A 16,009-nucleotide genomic window follows, 5' to 3' on the forward strand; every position below is an offset into this window, starting at 1 on the left:
ATGCCGCAGCCGCGCGCTGCAGAAGTGTGCGATTAGCGAACGCTTGATGTTGATCATTCCTCGTACACGTGAAGAACGCTATTGACGGCGCATATGGTTAACAAAAATAATCGTTAACAGAGTTATCCAGTTTGTAAGAACAATTATAAAAACAAGTGAAGGGAAATTCTGATGATCAAGCCGTTGAACGGGGTATGCCTGCCCCTCATAGTGCTTTCGCTGTGCCAGTCCGCCCACGCGGCCAGCCCGCTTGAAGAGAGCCGGCCGGGGAGGCCAGGGGCCCCTCGCTGGATCGAGGACTACCGCTTTCTCGACGACCCCGCCAAGGCCACGGCCCCCTTCGATGGCCTGCGCTACCATCGGCTGTCAGAGTCGGCCTGGCTGCAAATCGGGGCTGAGGCCCGCTACCGGGCCGATGCTTCGGACAAACCCTTCTTTGGCCTGCGCGGGCTGAACGACGATTCCTATCTGCTGCAACGGCTGCAGGCCCATGCCGACCTGCACCTGTTCGACGATGCCGTGCGCACCTTCGTCCAGGTCGAGAATACCCGCGCCTTCGGCAAGGACTTGTACTCGCCCAATGATGAAAGCCGCAATGAAGTACGACAGGCCTTCGTCGATTTCAACTACGACTTCGCCGCAGGGCGCTATACCACACGCGTAGGTCGCCAGGAGATGGGCTTTGGCGACCAGATGCTGGTCACCTACCGCGACTCGCCGAACATCCGCCTGAGCTTCGACGGCGTGCGCGCCAGCCTCAACCTCAAGGACGGACGCAAGCTGGATGCATTCGCTGTACGCCCGCTGAAAATCGGTGAAGACAGTTGGGACGACGGCAGCAACAACAACATCAAATTCTACGGGCTCTACGGTACCTTGCCGCTGTCGGCGTCCTGGAACATGGACCTGTTGGCCTTTGGCCTGGAAACCGACGACCGTAGCCTGGCCGGCGAGTCGGGTGACGAGCAGCGCTACACCTTCGGCACGCGGCTGTTCGGCCGCCATCAGGCACTGGACTGGAGCTGGAACCTCGTTGGGCAGACCGGCCATCTGGGCAACGCGTCGATCCGCGCCTGGGCGCTGTCGAGCGACAGCGGCTTCACCTTCACCCACCCCTGGCAACCGCGCCTGGGCATGCGCATCGATGCCGCGAGTGGCGACAGTGACCTGGGCGACGGAAAAGTCGGCACTTTCGACCCGCTTTACCCACGCAATGGTGTCTATGGCGAAGCCAGCCTCACCACCCTGAGCAACATCATCGTGGTGGGGCCGACCTTCGGCTTCTCGCCCTGGCGCACGCTGCGCATCGAGCCGGGCATCTTCCAAGTGTGGAAACAGCGTGAGGAAGACGGCGTGTACATGCCCGGCATGAGCATGCTGGCCAACACCCGTGGCACGGGGCGCGATGTCGGTACCATCTACCGCGCCAGCACACGCTGGCTTGCCACTCCCAACCTGACACTGGACCTTGACCTGAAGTATTACGACGTTGGCTCGGCGATCAAGGATGCCGGCGGCGAAAACTCGTCGTTCGTCACCGTACGTGCCACGTTCCGCCTTTGAACACCCGACCGACAACAACAACAGAGGGCCACACATGCATCATTCATCTGCATCATCGGGCAAGGCCGTACTCACCATCGGCTTGTGTTTTCTCGTTGCCTTGCTGGAAGGGCTGGACCTGCAGGCCACCGGCATCGCCGCGCCGCACATGGCCAAGGCATTCAACCTGACTCCGGCCATGCTCGGTTGGGTATTCAGTGCCGGGTTGCTGGGGTTGCTGCCCGGCGCGCTGATCGGCGGTTGGCTGGCAGACCGCTTGGGCCGCAAAGCGATCCTGATCGTGGCGGTGCTGTTGTTTGGCGGCTTCTCGCTAGGGACCGCCCATGCCCAAAGCTACGATTCGCTGTTGATCGCGCGGCTGATGACAGGGCTCGGGCTGGGGGCGGCGTTGCCAATCCTGATCGCCCTGGCCAGCGAGGCGGCGCCCGAGCGTCTGCGCAGCACAGCGGTCAGCCTGACTTACTGTGGTGTACCGCTGGGCGGGGCGGTTGCGTCGCTGATCGGCATGGCCGGCGTGGGCGACGGCTGGCGTACGGTGTTCTACGTCGGCGGCATCGCACCGATCGTGATCGCCTTTGTGTTGATGATCTGGCTGAAAGAGTCCCAGGCATTCCGTACCCAAGGCGTTGCCAAGGCGGGCAGTGAGGGTGTGCTTGCGCAATTGTTCGGGCCGCAGCAGGCAAGCCGCACGCTGTTGCTGTGGGTGGCATGTTTCTTCACCTTGACGGTGTTGTACATGCTGCTCAACTGGCTGCCGTCGCTGTTGATCGGCCAAGGCTTCAGCCGGCCGCAGGCGGGCGCCGTGCAGATCCTGTTCAACCTGGGTGGGGCGGCTGGATCGTTCCTGACCGGTCGGATGATGGACCGTGGGTTTGCCGGGCGGGCGGTATTGATCGCCTACGCCGGCATGCTGGCGTCGTTGGCAGGGCTGGGGCTGTCGAGCAGTTTTGGTCTGATGTTGCTGGCCGGGTTCACTGCGGGGTATTGCGCCATTGGTGGCCAGTTGGTGCTGTACGCGCTGGCGCCTACGCTGTATTCGACCCAGGTGCGCGCGACGGGCTTGGGCGCCTCGGTGGCGGTGGGGCGCCTGGGTTCCATGGCCGGCCCTCTGGCGGCTGGGCAGATCCTTGCAGCAGGCGCAGGTGCGGGGGGGCTGCTGATGGCCGCGGCTCCGGGGCTGGTGCTCGCGGCGTTGGCGGCACGTGCGCTGCTGAAACACCGAACCCGCACGCAACGCCCGGAGGCGGGTGAGACTGCGGCCCAGGACCCTGCATAGCAACTCCCTGGATGGGCTAGTGCTGCTTGCGCAATGCCTCCTGCCCCGGTTCGGCGACCGTGACCCGGTTACGGCCCGATACCTTGGAAAGGTACATGGCGCTGTCTGCGCTGCTGAGCAAGGCGCTGAGCTCAGTGGCAGGGGCCTTCGCGAACGCTAAACCTATGCTTGCGGTGACCGGGTGTTGCTCATTTACACGCAGTTTGGCTATCAGGGCCCGCAGGCGCTCGGCAACCTCAATCGCCGTGTCTGGCGGCGTATTGGGCAGCAGGATGGCGAACTCCTCGCCGCCCAGCCTGCCGGCAATGTCGTTGTCACGCAGGCTGGCACTGATCGCTGCACCGATGCGCTGCAGCACCTGGTCGCCTGCGGCATGCCCGAACGTGTCGTTGATCTGTTTGAAATAGTCGACGTCCAGCATCAACACGGCCATGAATGCACCTGCGTCCTTGCACCGGGCGTGCTGCGTCGAAGCGTTGTCGAAAAAAGCACGTCGGTTGTTCAGGCCAGTCAGTTCGTCTGTACACGAGGCCACCATGGCCAGCCGATGCGCGCGTTGCATTTCGTGTTTCAGGCGCCAGGCCGTCGTCAATGCCGAGGACAGGCTTTGCGTCGCACTCACCACGAACCAGGCGAACACCAATACCGCCAAGGCTATCCCTTGTTGCAGCGTGGAAGGTTGCAGCAGTAGCCAGCCCGTAGAAGGCAGCAAGACCAGGCCCATCGACACCAGGGTCATGTTGCGGTAAGAGGAGTAGCACGACACCGCGCTGACAGACATGCCCACGGCAAACAGCATGATCAGCGTCTGCCCCAGCGCGTCGTCGGCGGGCATTACGGCAAAGGCGCCCCAGCCCCAGATAGCCGCCGACAGCATCAGCGTGACCCAGTAACGCCACTCCCAGCGTTCGGCCGTGCGCTGGTTGGCCGGTGCTCGCAGATAGGCGAAGAACATGGCGGCACGCACGCCGGTCGACAGGCCCAATAACGTCATCCAGACGATGACCCTTTGCTGGTCGAAACGCTCCCAGCCCAACCAGCACAGCATTACGGCGGCCAGGAAGCTGCCAAGCACCGCAGGCGCTGACTGGACGAACAGCTGTTCGAGCCGATCCGTCCGGACGTAATGCGCTATATCATCATGAGGATCAAGGTTTGTCATGGCTGGTGACGCCACTCGTGACCGGTAGCGGATACCTGCACTTTGATGGCGCCTTGGAAAAGCCTCCTGGCGTTCACATGTGATGCCCTTCGCCATGTTTGATTGCTGGATTCAGAAAGCGTTGCGGTAGGTAGTGGCAGTGCAGAACTGGCTATCACCACGGCTACGGCACCTGCGACGTTTTCCGCATTTCATGTCGTTGCGCGGATCCATTCCTTGGCCGAAGGCCAGGTTTCCCTCGCAAGTTCCGTATCACGAACATAGCCTGTTTTCCGGCAATTCGAAAGCCAATCGATCGCGACGGCCAACAAGTGGTCGAGCAAGCCAAGGCAGCTTAGGGCGTTGCCCGAACCACTGGCGCCGACCAACGTGCAGGCTTTCAGAAATCGAACGTCACGCCGGCATACAGTGCACGACCGTCACCCGGGGAGTGCAGGGAAGCATCCGCACCGTCCGGGTCGTACCACACGTACTCGTAGTAGCGGTTGGTGAGGTTCTTCAACTGCAGGTCGACACTCACCGTTTCGTTGACCTTGTAGGTCGCGCCAAGGTTCGTGAGCACGTAACCGCCATACCGGCCCTGGGTATTCTCGCGTTCCAGGTAGTAGTTGGTCTGGCCATTCATCCAGGCCGTCAATTGCAGGGCAGGGGTGGCCTGGTAGCTGATGCCGGTGTTCCACAGGTGATGTGGCACGTGATCGATTTCCTGGCCTTTGCTGCCTGGTAACGCGCTGCTGGGCTCAAGGATCTTGGAGTATTGCCAGGAGTAGGACATCCACACCTCGGTGCGTTCGTCCGGGTGCAGGTTGACCTGCAGGTCATAGCCCCAGCGGCGTGTTTCGCCGACGTTGTCCGACTCGCCGCTCGGGTCGTTCAGGCGACGGCTCACTTCGCCAGAGGCGTCCTGACGCCAATAGGCCACGCGGCCATCGACCCAGCTGGCCGGGGTGAACTTGACGCCGGTTTCCCAGCCTTCGTTGATCGACGGGGCCAGGTCCTCGTTGCGCGGCGGCACCTTGTAGGCTGCGGCGCCCGTCCCGACCTGGAAGGTGCGGCCCCAGTTGGCGTAAACGCTGGCGAACTTCCACGGCGAATAGACAATGCTGAGCTTGGGCTGCTTGATCAACCCGTAGTCGTTGATGTCGTAGTCCTGCCCGGTCATCTTGTTGGTGAAGTCGCCACTGATCTTGTCCACCCGGTAGGCCGGCACGATCTTCAGCGACTCGAACGGCTCGATCTCCGCCTGTACATAGGCACCGACCGTGTTGAAGTCGAAGTCCTGGTCGCGTGTCTGCGCCTGGCGTACACGCTCCACGGTGCGGTAGCGCTCGCTACGGTTCTGTTGCTTCTGCACATCGCTGCCACCCTCCAGCGCGAAGGCGTGCAGCCAGTCCACCTGTGGCCGCCAGGTCAGCGAGGTGATGGCGCCGTACTGATCTTCGTAGGTATCGCGTTCCTGCTGTGAACTGGTGCGCCAGTACTGCGTCCAGCGACGGTCGTCATAGGTGTTGAGGTAGGTCTTGGCCGACCAGGACAGGGTCTCGGCCAGGTCGGTGTCGAAGTGCACGCTGACCTGGTTCATTCGCCGCGTGCCTTTGTCCGTGGCGTTGTAGTCATTGCTCATGCGCGGATGATGGCGGGCGTCATCCTCGGTCAGGTAGCCGGCCTCCTGGGCTTCGGACTCGTAGTGGCGGGCGATCAGGCCAAGGCGATAGCTGCCATCGTCAGGGGTATAGAACCACTTGCCGCCGAAACTGTAGCGTTCGGTGTCGGCATGGTCGCGATAACCGTCGACCTGCTGGCGGGCGAAGAAGTAGTTCTGCGTCCAGTTGCTGGTCTCGATGCCCTTGGCCAGTTGCACCTCGCGGGTGTTGAAGCTGCCGTAGCGCAGGCGCGCTTTGTTGTAGTTGCCGCCGGTGCGCGTGTTGATGTTGACGTTGCCGGCGATGTTGTTCAGGCCATAGCGCGGGTCGCTGGTGCCGCGCACCACTTCGATGCTGTCGATGTCCATGGGGAACACCGAGTCGATGAAGGGCATGTTGCCGTCGTTGGTGTTGCTGGGGATGCCATCGATCAGCAACTTGACCGCGTTCACTTCGCCTTCGCCATTGAAGCCGCGAAACGACAGTTTGCCCGAGGTGGTGCCCTGGTTGAATTCGGTCAGCATTACCCCTGGCGCGCGCCTGAACAGTTCCCAGCTGTAGGTCACGGGCATCTTTTCGAGGATATCGCCCCCCAGGATGTCCACCGAACTGAGCACGCTGCTGGTGGCCAGCGGGCCGCTTTCGGTACTGGTCACGTTGACCGCGCCAAGGGTGAGGGTGGAGTTTTCAGTGGGCAAAGTTTCGGCAACGGCCAGTGACAGCGGGCTTAGGCTGAACACAGCGAGCACGGGCAGGACAGCGCGTGCGGTGCAACGGAACGCAGGCATGGAAGGTTTCCTGGTCAGACAGTCGGGCAAGGCTGCGCACCGCAGGTCACGGGGCAGCCGTGGGCAAGCAACGACAGGTCAGGCCAGGGGAGAGGCGCGGGGGTTGAGCTTTGGCCACTGTTCGCGCGGCAGCGACAGCCTGTGGCTGTTACTGAGCAACAGTGCGTCGGGCCAGTAGCGGGGGAACAGGTGGCGATAATAGTCGCTGGTCAGCAAGGCATGCCCGGCATGGCCACAGCAGCAGTCGCCCGCCTGGTGTTTCATGTCCGGCTGATCGTTGAGTTGCGGCAGCTCGGCCTTGAGCTGGGCCAGCAGTGACTTGGGCAGGCTTTGTGCACCGTGCAGGCTGCAAAAGCTGCCGAGAATCAGCGATTGGCTGTCGATGCGGGGTGATTGCAAGGCACGGTCAAGCGGCATCGCCAGCAGGTTGAACAGCACGGCGAGGCAGGCGAACAGACAAAGATGTGCACGTGCACGTGAAAGCATGAGTCACCCGAGCGAATATGGCGCGCATTAAGCCGCATCCGTTGCGGGCTGTACGAGTTCCGTGGTGCGCCATTTTGTCGCAGGCGCACCACGCTAAGGGCTCAATGGCTGCGCATGCCGGCGGCCATCATGAACAGTCGGGTCAGCCAAGCGAACAGACCCAGCACCGCAACGCTGCCTGCCCAGATCAGCACCAGCCAGGCCAGGCGGCGCCACATCGGTTGCTTCACACTGGGTGTCATCACGTAGTGCTCCTAGTGATAGCCGTCTTCATGGGTCACCTTGCCGCGGAACACGTAATAGCTCCAGAACGTGTAGCCAAGGATGATGGGCAGGATGAACAGTGTGCCCACCAGCATGAAGCCTTGGCTCTGGGGCGGCGCTGCGGCTTCCCAGATGCTGATCGACGGCGGAATGATGTTTGGCCACAGGCTGATGCCAAGGCCGCTGTAGCCCAGGAAAATCAGGGTCAGGGTCAGCAAGAACGGCGTGTAGTGCGCGTTGCGTGCCACGGCACGTAGCAGCCCGTAACACGTCACCAGCACCAGGATCGGCACAGGCATGAACCACAGCAGGTTGGGCAGGCTGAACCAGCGCGCAGCGATTTGCGGGTAGGCCAGCGGTGTCCACAGGCTGACCACGGCGATCACCACCAGCAGTACCAGCGCCAGAGGCCTGGCAATATCGTGCATGCGTTGCTGCAGCGGCCCTTCGGTCTTCATCACCAGCCAGGTGCAACCGAGCAGGGTGTAGGCGACCACCAGGCCCAGCCCGCAGAACAGGCTGAACGGCGTGAGCCAGTCGAGCGCGCCTCCAACGTATTTGCGCTCGACCACCTTGATGCCTTCGATGAAGGCGCCCAGGGCAACCCCCTGGAAGAAGGTCGCGACCAGCGAGCCCCAGATGAAGGCCTTGTCCCAGAGGTGGCGCTTGGCGGGTTTGGCCTTGAAACGGAACTCGAAGGCCACGCCCCGGAATGTCAGGCCGATCAGCATCAGGATCAGCGGCAGGTAAAGCGCCTCCAGCACCACCGCGTAGGCCAGCGGAAAGGCGCCGAACAGCGCTGCACCGCCGAGGATCAGCCAGGTTTCGTTGCCGTCCCATACCGGGGCGACCGTGTTCATCATCACATCCCGGTCACGCGCGTCCTTGACGAAGGGGAAGAGCATGCCGATCCCCAGGTCGAAGCCATCCATTACCACATACATCATCACGCCGAAGATGATGATCACCGCCCAGATCAGTGGAAGGTCGATGCCCATGTCAGTTCACCTCTGCCTGATAATCGTCGGCGGCGGACAGCGGCCGTGCCGGTGTATGTTGCTGGCCTGGACAGCCTGGGGTGTGTTGGTCGCCCTCGCCAGGTTTTGGTCCTTTGCGCACGAGGCGCATCATGTAGCCGAGGCCGGTGCCGAACAGGGCGAAATAGACCACCACGAACGCGACCAAGGTGATGCTGAGCTGGGTGGCGTCATGGTTCGACACACCATCGGCAGTGCGCTGCAAGCCGTACACCACCCACGGCTGGCGGCCGATTTCGGTAGTGAACCAGCCGGCGAGAATGGCGATCAGTCCCGACGGCCCCATCCACAGTGTCAGGTACAGGAAAGGGCGCGAGGTGTAGAGCGTGCCGCGCTTGCGCAACCACAGGCTCCACAGGCCGACGAAGATCATCAGGAAGCCGAGGCCGACCATGATCCGGAACGACCAGAAGACGATGGTCGAGTTGGGCCGGTCTTCAGGCGGGAACGCCTTCATCGCCGGTACCTGCTTGTCCAGGCTGTGGGTCAGGATCAGGCTGCCGAGGGCGGGGATCTCGATCTTGAAGCGGGTGGTTTCGGCCTGCATGTCGGGGATGCCGAACAGGATCAGAGGGGTCGGTTCACCAGGTTTGTTCTCCCAGTGGCCTTCGATCGCCGCGATTTTCACCGGTTGGTGCTTGAGGGTGTTAAGCCCATGGAAGTCGCCGATGACCGCCTGCACCGGGGCCACGATCAGGGCCATCCACATGGCCATCGACAGCATCTTGCGGATGGCTGGGTTGTCACGCCCGCGCAGCAGGTGCCAGGCCGCCGAGGCGCCGACGAAGAACGCCGTCGCAACGAATGCGGCAGTGGCCATGTGCATCAGCCGGTAGGGGAATGAGGGGTTGAAGATGACGGCCAGCCAGTCCACCGGAATCACCCGGCCATCGACAATTTCATAGCCTTGGGGCGTCTGCATCCAGCTGTTGGAGGCCAGAATCCAGAAGGTCGAGACCAGCGTGCCGAGCGCCACCATCACCGTGGAGAAGAAGTGCAGACCACGGCCGACACGGTTCCAGCCAAACAGCATGACGCCAAGGAAGCCTGCTTCCAGGAAGAACGCGGTGAGCACTTCATAGGTCAGCAACGGGCCGGTAATGGCACCGGCGAAATCGGAGAATCGGCTCCAGTTGGTGCCGAACTGGTAAGCCATGACCAGGCCGGACACCACGCCCATGCCGAAGTTGACGGCGAAGATCTTCGACCAGAAATGGTAGAGGTCACGGTAGACCTGCTGGTTCGAACGAAGCCACAGCCCTTCGAGCACTGCCAGGTAACTGGCAAGGCCGATGGTGATGGCAGGGAACAGGATGTGGAAGGAAACAGTGAAAGCGAACTGGATTCGAGCCAGGTCTAGCGCCTCGGGCACGCTCATGCTGATAAAGCCTCACGGGGGCGGCGCTACGGGGCGCCGGTTTTTGGAAGCAGCGTCCGGGTCCTGGCCGGCCCTGCGGTTGGGGGAATCGGTTTTTTCAAGGGCCACTGCGGTGGCGGCGCCACTCTAAGGACGGCGCCGGGTGCGACCAACTGCGACAATCTGTCCTTGTCTGCCGGCAGGCAAAGCGGTAGCGGCGTGTCTGGACAGGGTGTGACGGGGTGTCGCACCGCAGGGGGAGCGAAGGTCAGGCTTCAATGGGGCGGTGATCGGTGCTAGAGTCGCCGGCCATGAACCGTCCACCTTCCCACCGTCCTTTCATTGCCTGGGCACTGTATTTCTGTGTCTTGTTCAATGTGCTTTCCTGTGGCCTTGCCCACGGGCAGGCTTTGGGCTTGGCACTGAATGGTTTCGGCGGTGCCTTCTGTAGCCTGGGGGGCGACACTGCGCAGCTGCAGGCCAAGCAGGATGGTGCCTTGGCTGGCGATCTGAGTATTCCGTTCAGTTGCCCGATGGGCGCTGCGGCTTTCCTCGTGCTGGTCTTTCTGGTTGCGGTCGCCTGGCTGCTGACCGTCGCCGTGCGCCGGCCGAGCTCGCGCGAGGTGCGTAGCCAGGCGCCACCGCGCTATTGCTGGCCCTCGTCCAACCCCCGCGCTTCACCTTTCTGACCTCGACTGCGCCTTGGCGCTGGAGCGGGATTGCGCCCGCCTTCCGGGTGCCGCGTCCGTGAGGTATGCCCTTGGGCATACCGTGATGGGCCCGGCAACTGACCCTACCGTCGTTGGAGAGTGACCCTCATGCCCCATGGCATCTCCACGCCTGTGCTAACCGGCCAGGCGTGACCGTGACTCGTTGCGGCCTTCGCTCGCGCACCTGGGACAACCTCTGGGTTGCCGCGTTGCTGGCGATGCTGCTCAAGGTGCTGGCCTTGCCGATGGCCAGCACCGTGGGCGAGCTCAACCTGGCGCAACTGCTGGCGGGTAGCTGGTGCTCGTCCGGCGGTGTGCAGCCGGTTGTGATGGACAAGGACGGTAATCCCAGCGCAAAGGTTACCGCCCCCGGACACTGTTGTTGCGCCCAGGGAGGGCCGGCGCCGTTACCGGCCAGCCTGACCTTGCCCGCGCTGGTGAGGCCCGCATTGCCCATTGGCCAGCCCGTGATTGCCTCGGCGCGCTCGCCGCGGCATCGCTGGCCGTCGATCAATCCCCGTGCTTCACCGGTAGCGAACGGATGACCTGACAAGGACACCAGGCCACGCTCTTGTACGCAAGGGCGCCGGCCTGGCAATGGCTATCGGTACACAGGAGCACATGATGTCTCGTACCACGATTGCTGCAGCTTCGCTGGAGCCCTCTGTTCGCACGTCGCGCAACGGCGACTTTTTGTTGCCGTTTCCTGATTACCCCTGCAATGCCCGCAGTTTCGTCAACCTCGACGCACGCCTGCTGCCCTATTGGCATACCTTGTTCGATGTCTGCCCGGGCCTGCTCAAACTCGACCCGCCAGAGGGACTGGAACTGTTCCGCCGCTTCATGACCTGGGCATATCGGCATCATCCGGCACTCGACTGGACCTACTACATCAGTGTCTGTCGCTGGTTGCTGAACTCACCGTACCAGGCTCGGGTGACCGAAGAGCATATCGAGGCGTTCATGGTGGCGGCGGCTGCGCTCTGGGTAACGACCGATGTGTCCCAGGCCCGTGGCCTGATCCTCGCGTGGCAGCCCATGATCGAACGGATCGTGGAGTGGAAGCCGGGGTTCCGTTCGGCCCCGTTCACGGCCCAGGAGGGTGAGTGCTTGCCACCACCGCCCTGGGAGTTCTCCTGGAGCCCGCTCGATGGCAAAGGCGCAGGTAGCTTCAGGCGCTGGCTGCCGGTGCCCGGCTAAACCTTGATCAGTTGACGGCGGCCGGCCGCCGTCCTTGCACCCTTTGCCCAAGCTCCAACATGAGGTTACCGACGATGGATGTACTTCAAGCCATGCGCGCGTTCAACTGCGTGGTTCAGGCTGGCAGCCTGACGGGTGCGGCCGAATACCTGGACACCACCACGGCCAGCGTTTCCCGGATGCTGTCGAGCCTGGAGGCTCACCTGCGCATTCGCCTGCTCAACCGCACCACCCGACGCATCGCGCTGACCGAAGCCGGCAAGCGTTATCTGGCGCGCTGCCGGCTCATTCTTGAGCTGGTAGAAAAGGCCGAGAGTGAGGTGCAGCAACAGCTGCTGGACCTGCCCGCGACCGGGCAAGCCCACGATCTGCGCTGCTAAGGCCTTTACGCCGCGCAGGCTGCGACAGACCGTCACACCAGGCGCCTGGGCAGTATGCAGACGCCCGTGTCATGGGCACGTGCCTGGGTGTGTGGCGCAATGTCGCAGTTGGGGCCGTCGCTGCCGGCGCCTAGCATGTCCGGGTGCCTGCCTTGCCGTTTTTCCATCCACGGTGCAGTACAGGCGCGCGACAGCGGCCGACCAAACGGACGGGCCGTTTTCTTGCCTGCAGGAGAGCCAGCCATGGATCACGAACTGCTCAAATTCATATGGTGGCTGTTGATTGGCGCATTGCTGATCGGCCTGGTGATAGTCGAAGGCCTGGACTTGGGGGCGCGGGTATTGTTGCCATTCATGCAGGGGCAGAGCGGAGCGGGACTGCAACGGGATCGACCCGCGAGCCTGCCCAGGCGCATCAAGCTGCTGTGGTTGCTGGCGTTGTCCTGCTCGCTTTCGGCGGCCTGGCCTACGGTCGGCTGGCTGCCTGGCCTGGGAGGGTTAATCGGCGTGCTTGTGTTGATGTGTGAACCCTGTGGGCAGGCCGCCCGCCCGCTGCGAACCTGGACTGCGCAGGTTATCGGGCTGATGCCCGCGATGCTGATCGGAGTCGTGCTCGGCAACCTGATGCTCGGTATGCCATTCAGTCGCTGTGCTGGGCAAGTGAGTCATTTTCATGGCACGTTGTCCGGGCTGCTCAGGCCTTTCGCGCTGCTGGTGGGGCTCGTCAGCCTGAGCATGCTTTGCCAGTTGGGCGCCACTTGGGCCATGCTGCGGGGTGCCGGCAGCCTGCGCCCGGCCGCACGCCAACTGGCATGTGGCGCTGGGGTCGTGTTCTTGATCAGTTTTTCAACGGCTGCACTCTGGTTGGCGGCAGACCTGCGCGGGTACACGCTTGCCGGTGGAGGCCATTCTGCTGCCTTGTGCATACCGGGCCAGTGGGTGGTGCTGCCGGGCAATACCGGCTGGCAGGCCAACTTCCGTGCATGGCCTGCAGCTATCTTGGCGCCAGTGCTCGCCGTCGGCGGCACGATCTTGAGCCTGTGCGCCGCAGCCCGGGGGCGCGCAGGTCTGGCGGTGGTCGCAAGCGCGCTGACGATCGCGGCGATGCTGTGCTGTGTCGGCGTTGCACTGTTCCCCTTCATCGTACCTTCGAGCGTGCAACAGTCGGCCAGCCTGACCGTGTGGAATGCCGCAAGTGGCGAAAAGACGATGGGGATGATGCTGATCTTCGCCAGCGTGCTGATGCCGATGTTACTGGCTTATACGGTAGGCGCCGGTCTCAGGAGCCGGAATCGGCTGTTTCAGGTCGCTGTCGCGGAGAGCCTCCAGCACAGCCCCAGGCCGATCCTGTAGGTGGGCGCGGGGAAAAAGCCAAGGCGTTATCAATACGGCTTGCTCGGCACCCGGTGAGATCGGCAGGCGTAGCCGCGAGGCCAGGGCAGGTGCATCGCTGGCCTCGCCAGCCCGAACGCTTTTCGTCCATCAGGGCGAGCCGCATGCCAGTCGCTGCGATGGCGTTGCCGACGAAAGGGCCGACGGCTTGCGGATAGCGAGTGCCGGCCCTTGGTGAAGGAGATCAGTGATTGCCGTGAGCGGCATCCTTGTCGACTTTGACCACTCCCTGGAACAAGGCAAACTGCTTGACCCGATCGACCGGCTGGTTGCTTTCGGCCTGACGCACTGCCTGACTCAACTGCTTGGCGTCCTGCTCGGCGAGGCCGGCGCCACGCAGGCTCGCCGGGTTGAGCAGCGAATCGCCGGCGCACAGCACCACGCGCCAGCCGTGGTGGCCTTTGCGCAGCAGTGCGCGGCCGCCGCGCTGATCCTGCAGCCAGCCGGCCACTGCATGGTCACCCTGGATGGTGACCGGGCCAACGTCTAGCGGGGCGTCGGGGCGTTCGAAGTTGTGTCGCATCAGTTGCTGAATGCTCTGCTGCTCGCTGGCGGTATCGGCCACGGCCAGCAGTGGGCTGCAGGCTAGCAGCAGGGCGAGAATCGGTGCTTTCATGCGCGTATTCCTTGAAAGGGCTGCCGGTGCAGGCCGGCAGCGTCAGGGGAGGGCTCAGAAGCCCATCTTCACACCCAGTTGCGCCGAAGTGCCGGGCATCGGGTAGTTGGTGCGGTAGGCGTAGTCACGGTCGAACAGGTTTTCCACGGCGACGAACACTTCGCCGACCTTGCCCAGTGCGGGTACGGCATAACCTACGCGCATGTTGACCACGGTGAAGCTGTCGACCTTGGAGAAGTTGCTGGCGCCGGCGGAGCGTTCCTCGGCCAGCACGTACATGTCTTTCTGGTACTGCGCATCAGCCGACAGGCGCCACGGCCCGGTTTCGTAGGTGGTGCCCAGCGACAGCGATTTCTGCGGTGCGTAGGGCAGGGTCTTGAGCGAAGGGTCGAGCCAGGTGAACCCGACGAAGCTGCTCCAGTTGCTGGTCCAGCGTTGCTGCCAGGTGGCTTCGGCGCCCTTGATGTTGTAATCACCCAGGTTGATATACGACGGGCGCGACACCGACGGTGGGAAGGCAAACAGGTAGCGGTCCTGCAGCTTGTCCTTGAACACCGCCAGGTCGAGGGTGGCGCTGTCGATCGGGTTGAAGCGCACGCCCAGTTCCTGGTGGTCGACTTTCTCGGGCTTGAGGTCTTTCCAGGTTTCGCCGAGCGCCGGAATCAGGCTCGACATCACCGAAGCTTCCAGGCCGGGGTAGTTGATGCCGCGCGAGGCGTTGGCGCGGAACTCGACATTGTTCGACGACAGCAGCAGGCCTGCGTGCGGGGCGGTGGCGTTGTCGAACACGTTGTGCTCATACGTGCGTACGCCGGTCGACGGGGTCAGGGTCCAGGTGTCGTTGAGGGCAAAGGCATGGCTGACGGCGACGTGCGGCGATGTCACGCGCAGGGTGGGCGCGTCGAACTTCGCTTGTGGCGCCGGGGCGATGCGTTTGAAGTGGACTTCGCCCTTGCTCTCGTCGATGTCCAGGCCCAAGGCCACTTCGCCGCCTTGCCAGGGGCGCAGCTGCTCTTCCCAGCGAATGCCCTGCAGGGTGAAATCACTGAGATTGTCTTGTTCTTCATTGCTCTGGGTATTCCTGAATGCAAAAGTTGCAAGGCGAGCCGTGGTCCGCGCACTCGGCGACACCCCATGTGAATAGGCGCCAAGGGCGTGGTGCGGCTATCGGGCTGATTCAGGGCAGGGCGGGGGAGGCACGGGGATTGGCTGCAGGCCAGCGTAGGCGAGGCCAGGTGGCGGGGAAGATGGGAAGTAAGGGCTTGCAGGCTTGTCGGGCGAATGCCACGCCCAGCAGCTGCAGGGTGATGGCCAAGCCCGCATGGTTGCACAGCGGGCAATCGATGGTGGATACGCCAGCCAAGGCGGAGCCGAGCCCTTTGTCGAAACTGACCGCGCTGGCTGCAGTCGCTAAGTGGCTACAAAAAGTGCCACCTGCACCGTTGAGCATCAAGCCGCTGGCCTGACCATGCCCTATGCCGCAATGCAGCACTGCGAACAACACGCAGGCGTAGATCCCCCAGCTGAGTGCGCGGCGACGTCCTGCTGCTCGATGCATATCCTTTGCCCGGTGTTCGCTGTGATTGAAAATGGCGAGGCGCGAGTCCAGCAACGCCGCCCATCATGGTTAGGTGCGACCAGGTTGCCAGGGGCGCACAGTATCTGGCGCGTCCCTGGCGCACGAATCACTTGGACATGTAGTCGATTACGGCCTTGTAATCGTCGGCGGTGCAGTCCATGCACAGGCCGCGCGGCGGCATGGCGTTGAAGCCTTCGGTGACGTGCTTCACCAGAACATCGTTGCCTTGGGCCAGCCGTGGCTTCCAGGCCTCGTGGTCACCTTTCTTCGGCGCCATTGGCAATTGCCCGTTGTGGCACATCTGGCAGGCGCGGTTGAAGACCGCCTCCGGGTCCTGGGCTGCTTGAGCCAGGCTGGCGGTTGCCAGGCAAGCAAGCATTGCCAGTGTTTTCTTCATGACCGACCTCTCAGGTTTTTTATTGGAAGGCAGAGTCTAAGAGCGTGGTTATCCCTGTCAGGTGCGACGTTCTGACGCATGTGCGATGTCAGGGCTTCATCTACCGGTCTGGCTGGCGGGGTGCGGCGAACTGTCGCAGGGTGGCGGCTTGCAGGTGCC

The 16,009-nt window shown here is 62.9% G+C and carries 17 protein-coding genes and 1 pseudogene; 7 read left to right on the forward strand and 11 right to left on the reverse strand.

The genetic code is table 11. The features are described 5' to 3' along the window. Positions 1-171 precede the first annotated feature (171 nt). Both J3A98_RS09890 and mhpT read left to right on the forward strand, forming a co-directional pair. The gene (locus J3A98_RS09890; RefSeq protein WP_209965687.1) at positions 172-1,563 is read left to right on the forward strand and encodes an alginate export family protein; all 1,392 of its coding nucleotides are present in this window, start codon (positions 172-174) and stop codon (positions 1,561-1,563) included. A gap of 34 nt (positions 1,564-1,597) precedes the next feature. Further along, positions 1,598-2,839, forward strand: a complete 1,242-nt coding sequence (mhpT, locus tag J3A98_RS09895; RefSeq protein WP_209965690.1) for a 3-(3-hydroxy-phenyl)propionate transporter MhpT — start codon at positions 1,598-1,600, stop codon at positions 2,837-2,839. 16 nt (positions 2,840-2,855) lie between these two features. Here mhpT and J3A98_RS09900 read toward each other — a convergent pair whose 3' ends face one another. From J3A98_RS09900 to J3A98_RS09925, 6 genes are all read right to left on the reverse strand, one after another. Beyond that, positions 2,856-3,914: a GGDEF domain-containing protein gene (locus tag J3A98_RS09900; protein WP_209969792.1), complete on the reverse strand. Its 1,059-nt coding sequence runs from the start codon at positions 3,912-3,914 to the stop codon at positions 2,856-2,858. Positions 3,915-4,380: 466 nt separating this feature from the next. After that, positions 4,381-6,432 carry a TonB-dependent receptor gene (locus J3A98_RS09905; RefSeq protein ID WP_209965692.1) on the reverse strand — a complete coding sequence of 684 codons (2,052 nt, stop codon included), beginning with the start codon at positions 6,430-6,432 and terminating at the stop codon, positions 4,381-4,383. A gap of 78 nt (positions 6,433-6,510) precedes the next feature. After that, on the reverse strand, positions 6,511-6,918 hold the full coding sequence (locus J3A98_RS09910; protein WP_209965694.1) for a DUF2946 family protein: 408 nt from the start codon (positions 6,916-6,918) through the stop codon (positions 6,511-6,513). A gap of 101 nt (positions 6,919-7,019) precedes the next feature. Beyond that, positions 7,020-7,160 (reverse strand): DUF2474 domain-containing protein, encoded by a 141-nt coding sequence (locus J3A98_RS09915; protein ID WP_209969795.1) that lies wholly within the window; start codon positions 7,158-7,160, stop codon positions 7,020-7,022. 12 nt (positions 7,161-7,172) lie between these two features. Then, complete coding sequence (gene cydB / locus J3A98_RS09920) at positions 7,173-8,180, reverse strand: cytochrome d ubiquinol oxidase subunit II (RefSeq protein ID WP_209965696.1); 1,008 nt, start codon at positions 8,178-8,180, stop codon at positions 7,173-7,175. A 1-nt stretch (position 8,181) separates the two neighbouring features. Further along, complete coding sequence (locus J3A98_RS09925; RefSeq protein ID WP_209965698.1) at positions 8,182-9,597, reverse strand: cytochrome ubiquinol oxidase subunit I; 1,416 nt, start codon at positions 9,595-9,597, stop codon at positions 8,182-8,184. Positions 9,598-9,887: 290 nt separating this feature from the next. On the opposite strand from J3A98_RS09925, the gene J3A98_RS09930 reads away from it, so the two are divergent. The 4 genes and pseudogenes from J3A98_RS09930 to J3A98_RS09945 all read left to right on the forward strand — a co-directional run. Then, complete coding sequence (locus J3A98_RS09930) at positions 9,888-10,265, forward strand: DUF2946 family protein (RefSeq protein ID WP_209965700.1); 378 nt, start codon at positions 9,888-9,890, stop codon at positions 10,263-10,265. A 176-nt stretch (positions 10,266-10,441) separates the two neighbouring features. Next, a complete protein-coding gene (locus J3A98_RS09935) occupies positions 10,442-10,831 on the forward strand; it encodes a DUF2946 family protein (protein WP_209965703.1) in 390 nt (129 codons plus the stop codon). 79 nt (positions 10,832-10,910) lie between these two features. Then, entirely contained in the window at positions 10,911-11,486 is a 576-nt protein-coding gene (locus J3A98_RS09940) for a putative natural product biosynthesis protein (RefSeq protein WP_209965705.1), read from the forward strand. Positions 11,487-11,560: 74 nt separating this feature from the next. After that, positions 11,561-11,806: pseudogene (locus J3A98_RS09945) on the forward strand (LysR family transcriptional regulator); the annotation flags it as partial. 92 nt (positions 11,807-11,898) lie between these two features. Here J3A98_RS09945 and J3A98_RS09950 read toward each other — a convergent pair. Continuing rightward, positions 11,899-12,111, reverse strand: a complete 213-nt coding sequence (locus tag J3A98_RS09950) for a hypothetical protein (RefSeq protein WP_209965709.1) — start codon at positions 12,109-12,111, stop codon at positions 11,899-11,901. Between J3A98_RS09950 and cydB (J3A98_RS09955) the strand changes: the two genes are divergently transcribed. Next, complete coding sequence (gene cydB, locus J3A98_RS09955) at positions 12,110-13,219, forward strand: cytochrome d ubiquinol oxidase subunit II (RefSeq protein WP_209965712.1); 1,110 nt, start codon at positions 12,110-12,112, stop codon at positions 13,217-13,219. The genes J3A98_RS09950 and cydB (J3A98_RS09955) overlap by 2 nt on opposite strands. A gap of 223 nt (positions 13,220-13,442) precedes the next feature. On the opposite strand, the gene J3A98_RS09960 is transcribed toward cydB (J3A98_RS09955), so the two are convergent. The 4 genes from J3A98_RS09960 to J3A98_RS09975 all read right to left on the reverse strand — a co-directional run bounded on the left by J3A98_RS09960 (position 13,443) and on the right by J3A98_RS09975 (position 15,850). Then, positions 13,443-13,874 (reverse strand): copper uptake system-associated protein, encoded by a 432-nt coding sequence (locus J3A98_RS09960; protein WP_209965714.1) that lies wholly within the window; start codon positions 13,872-13,874, stop codon positions 13,443-13,445. A gap of 54 nt (positions 13,875-13,928) precedes the next feature. After that, complete coding sequence (locus tag J3A98_RS09965) at positions 13,929-15,005, reverse strand: TonB-dependent receptor (RefSeq protein ID WP_348635619.1); 1,077 nt, start codon at positions 15,003-15,005, stop codon at positions 13,929-13,931. A gap of 46 nt (positions 15,006-15,051) precedes the next feature. Continuing rightward, positions 15,052-15,432, reverse strand: a complete 381-nt coding sequence (locus J3A98_RS09970; RefSeq protein ID WP_209965716.1) for a DUF2946 family protein — start codon at positions 15,430-15,432, stop codon at positions 15,052-15,054. Between the two features lie 127 nt (positions 15,433-15,559). Next, a complete protein-coding gene (locus J3A98_RS09975; RefSeq protein WP_010954210.1) occupies positions 15,560-15,850 on the reverse strand; it encodes a c-type cytochrome in 291 nt (96 codons plus the stop codon). Positions 15,851-16,009 lie beyond the last annotated feature (159 nt).

The organism is Pseudomonas sp. BP6, assembly GCF_017875935.1.
Classification (GTDB): Bacteria; Pseudomonadota; Gammaproteobacteria; order Pseudomonadales; family Pseudomonadaceae; genus Aquipseudomonas; species Aquipseudomonas putida_Y.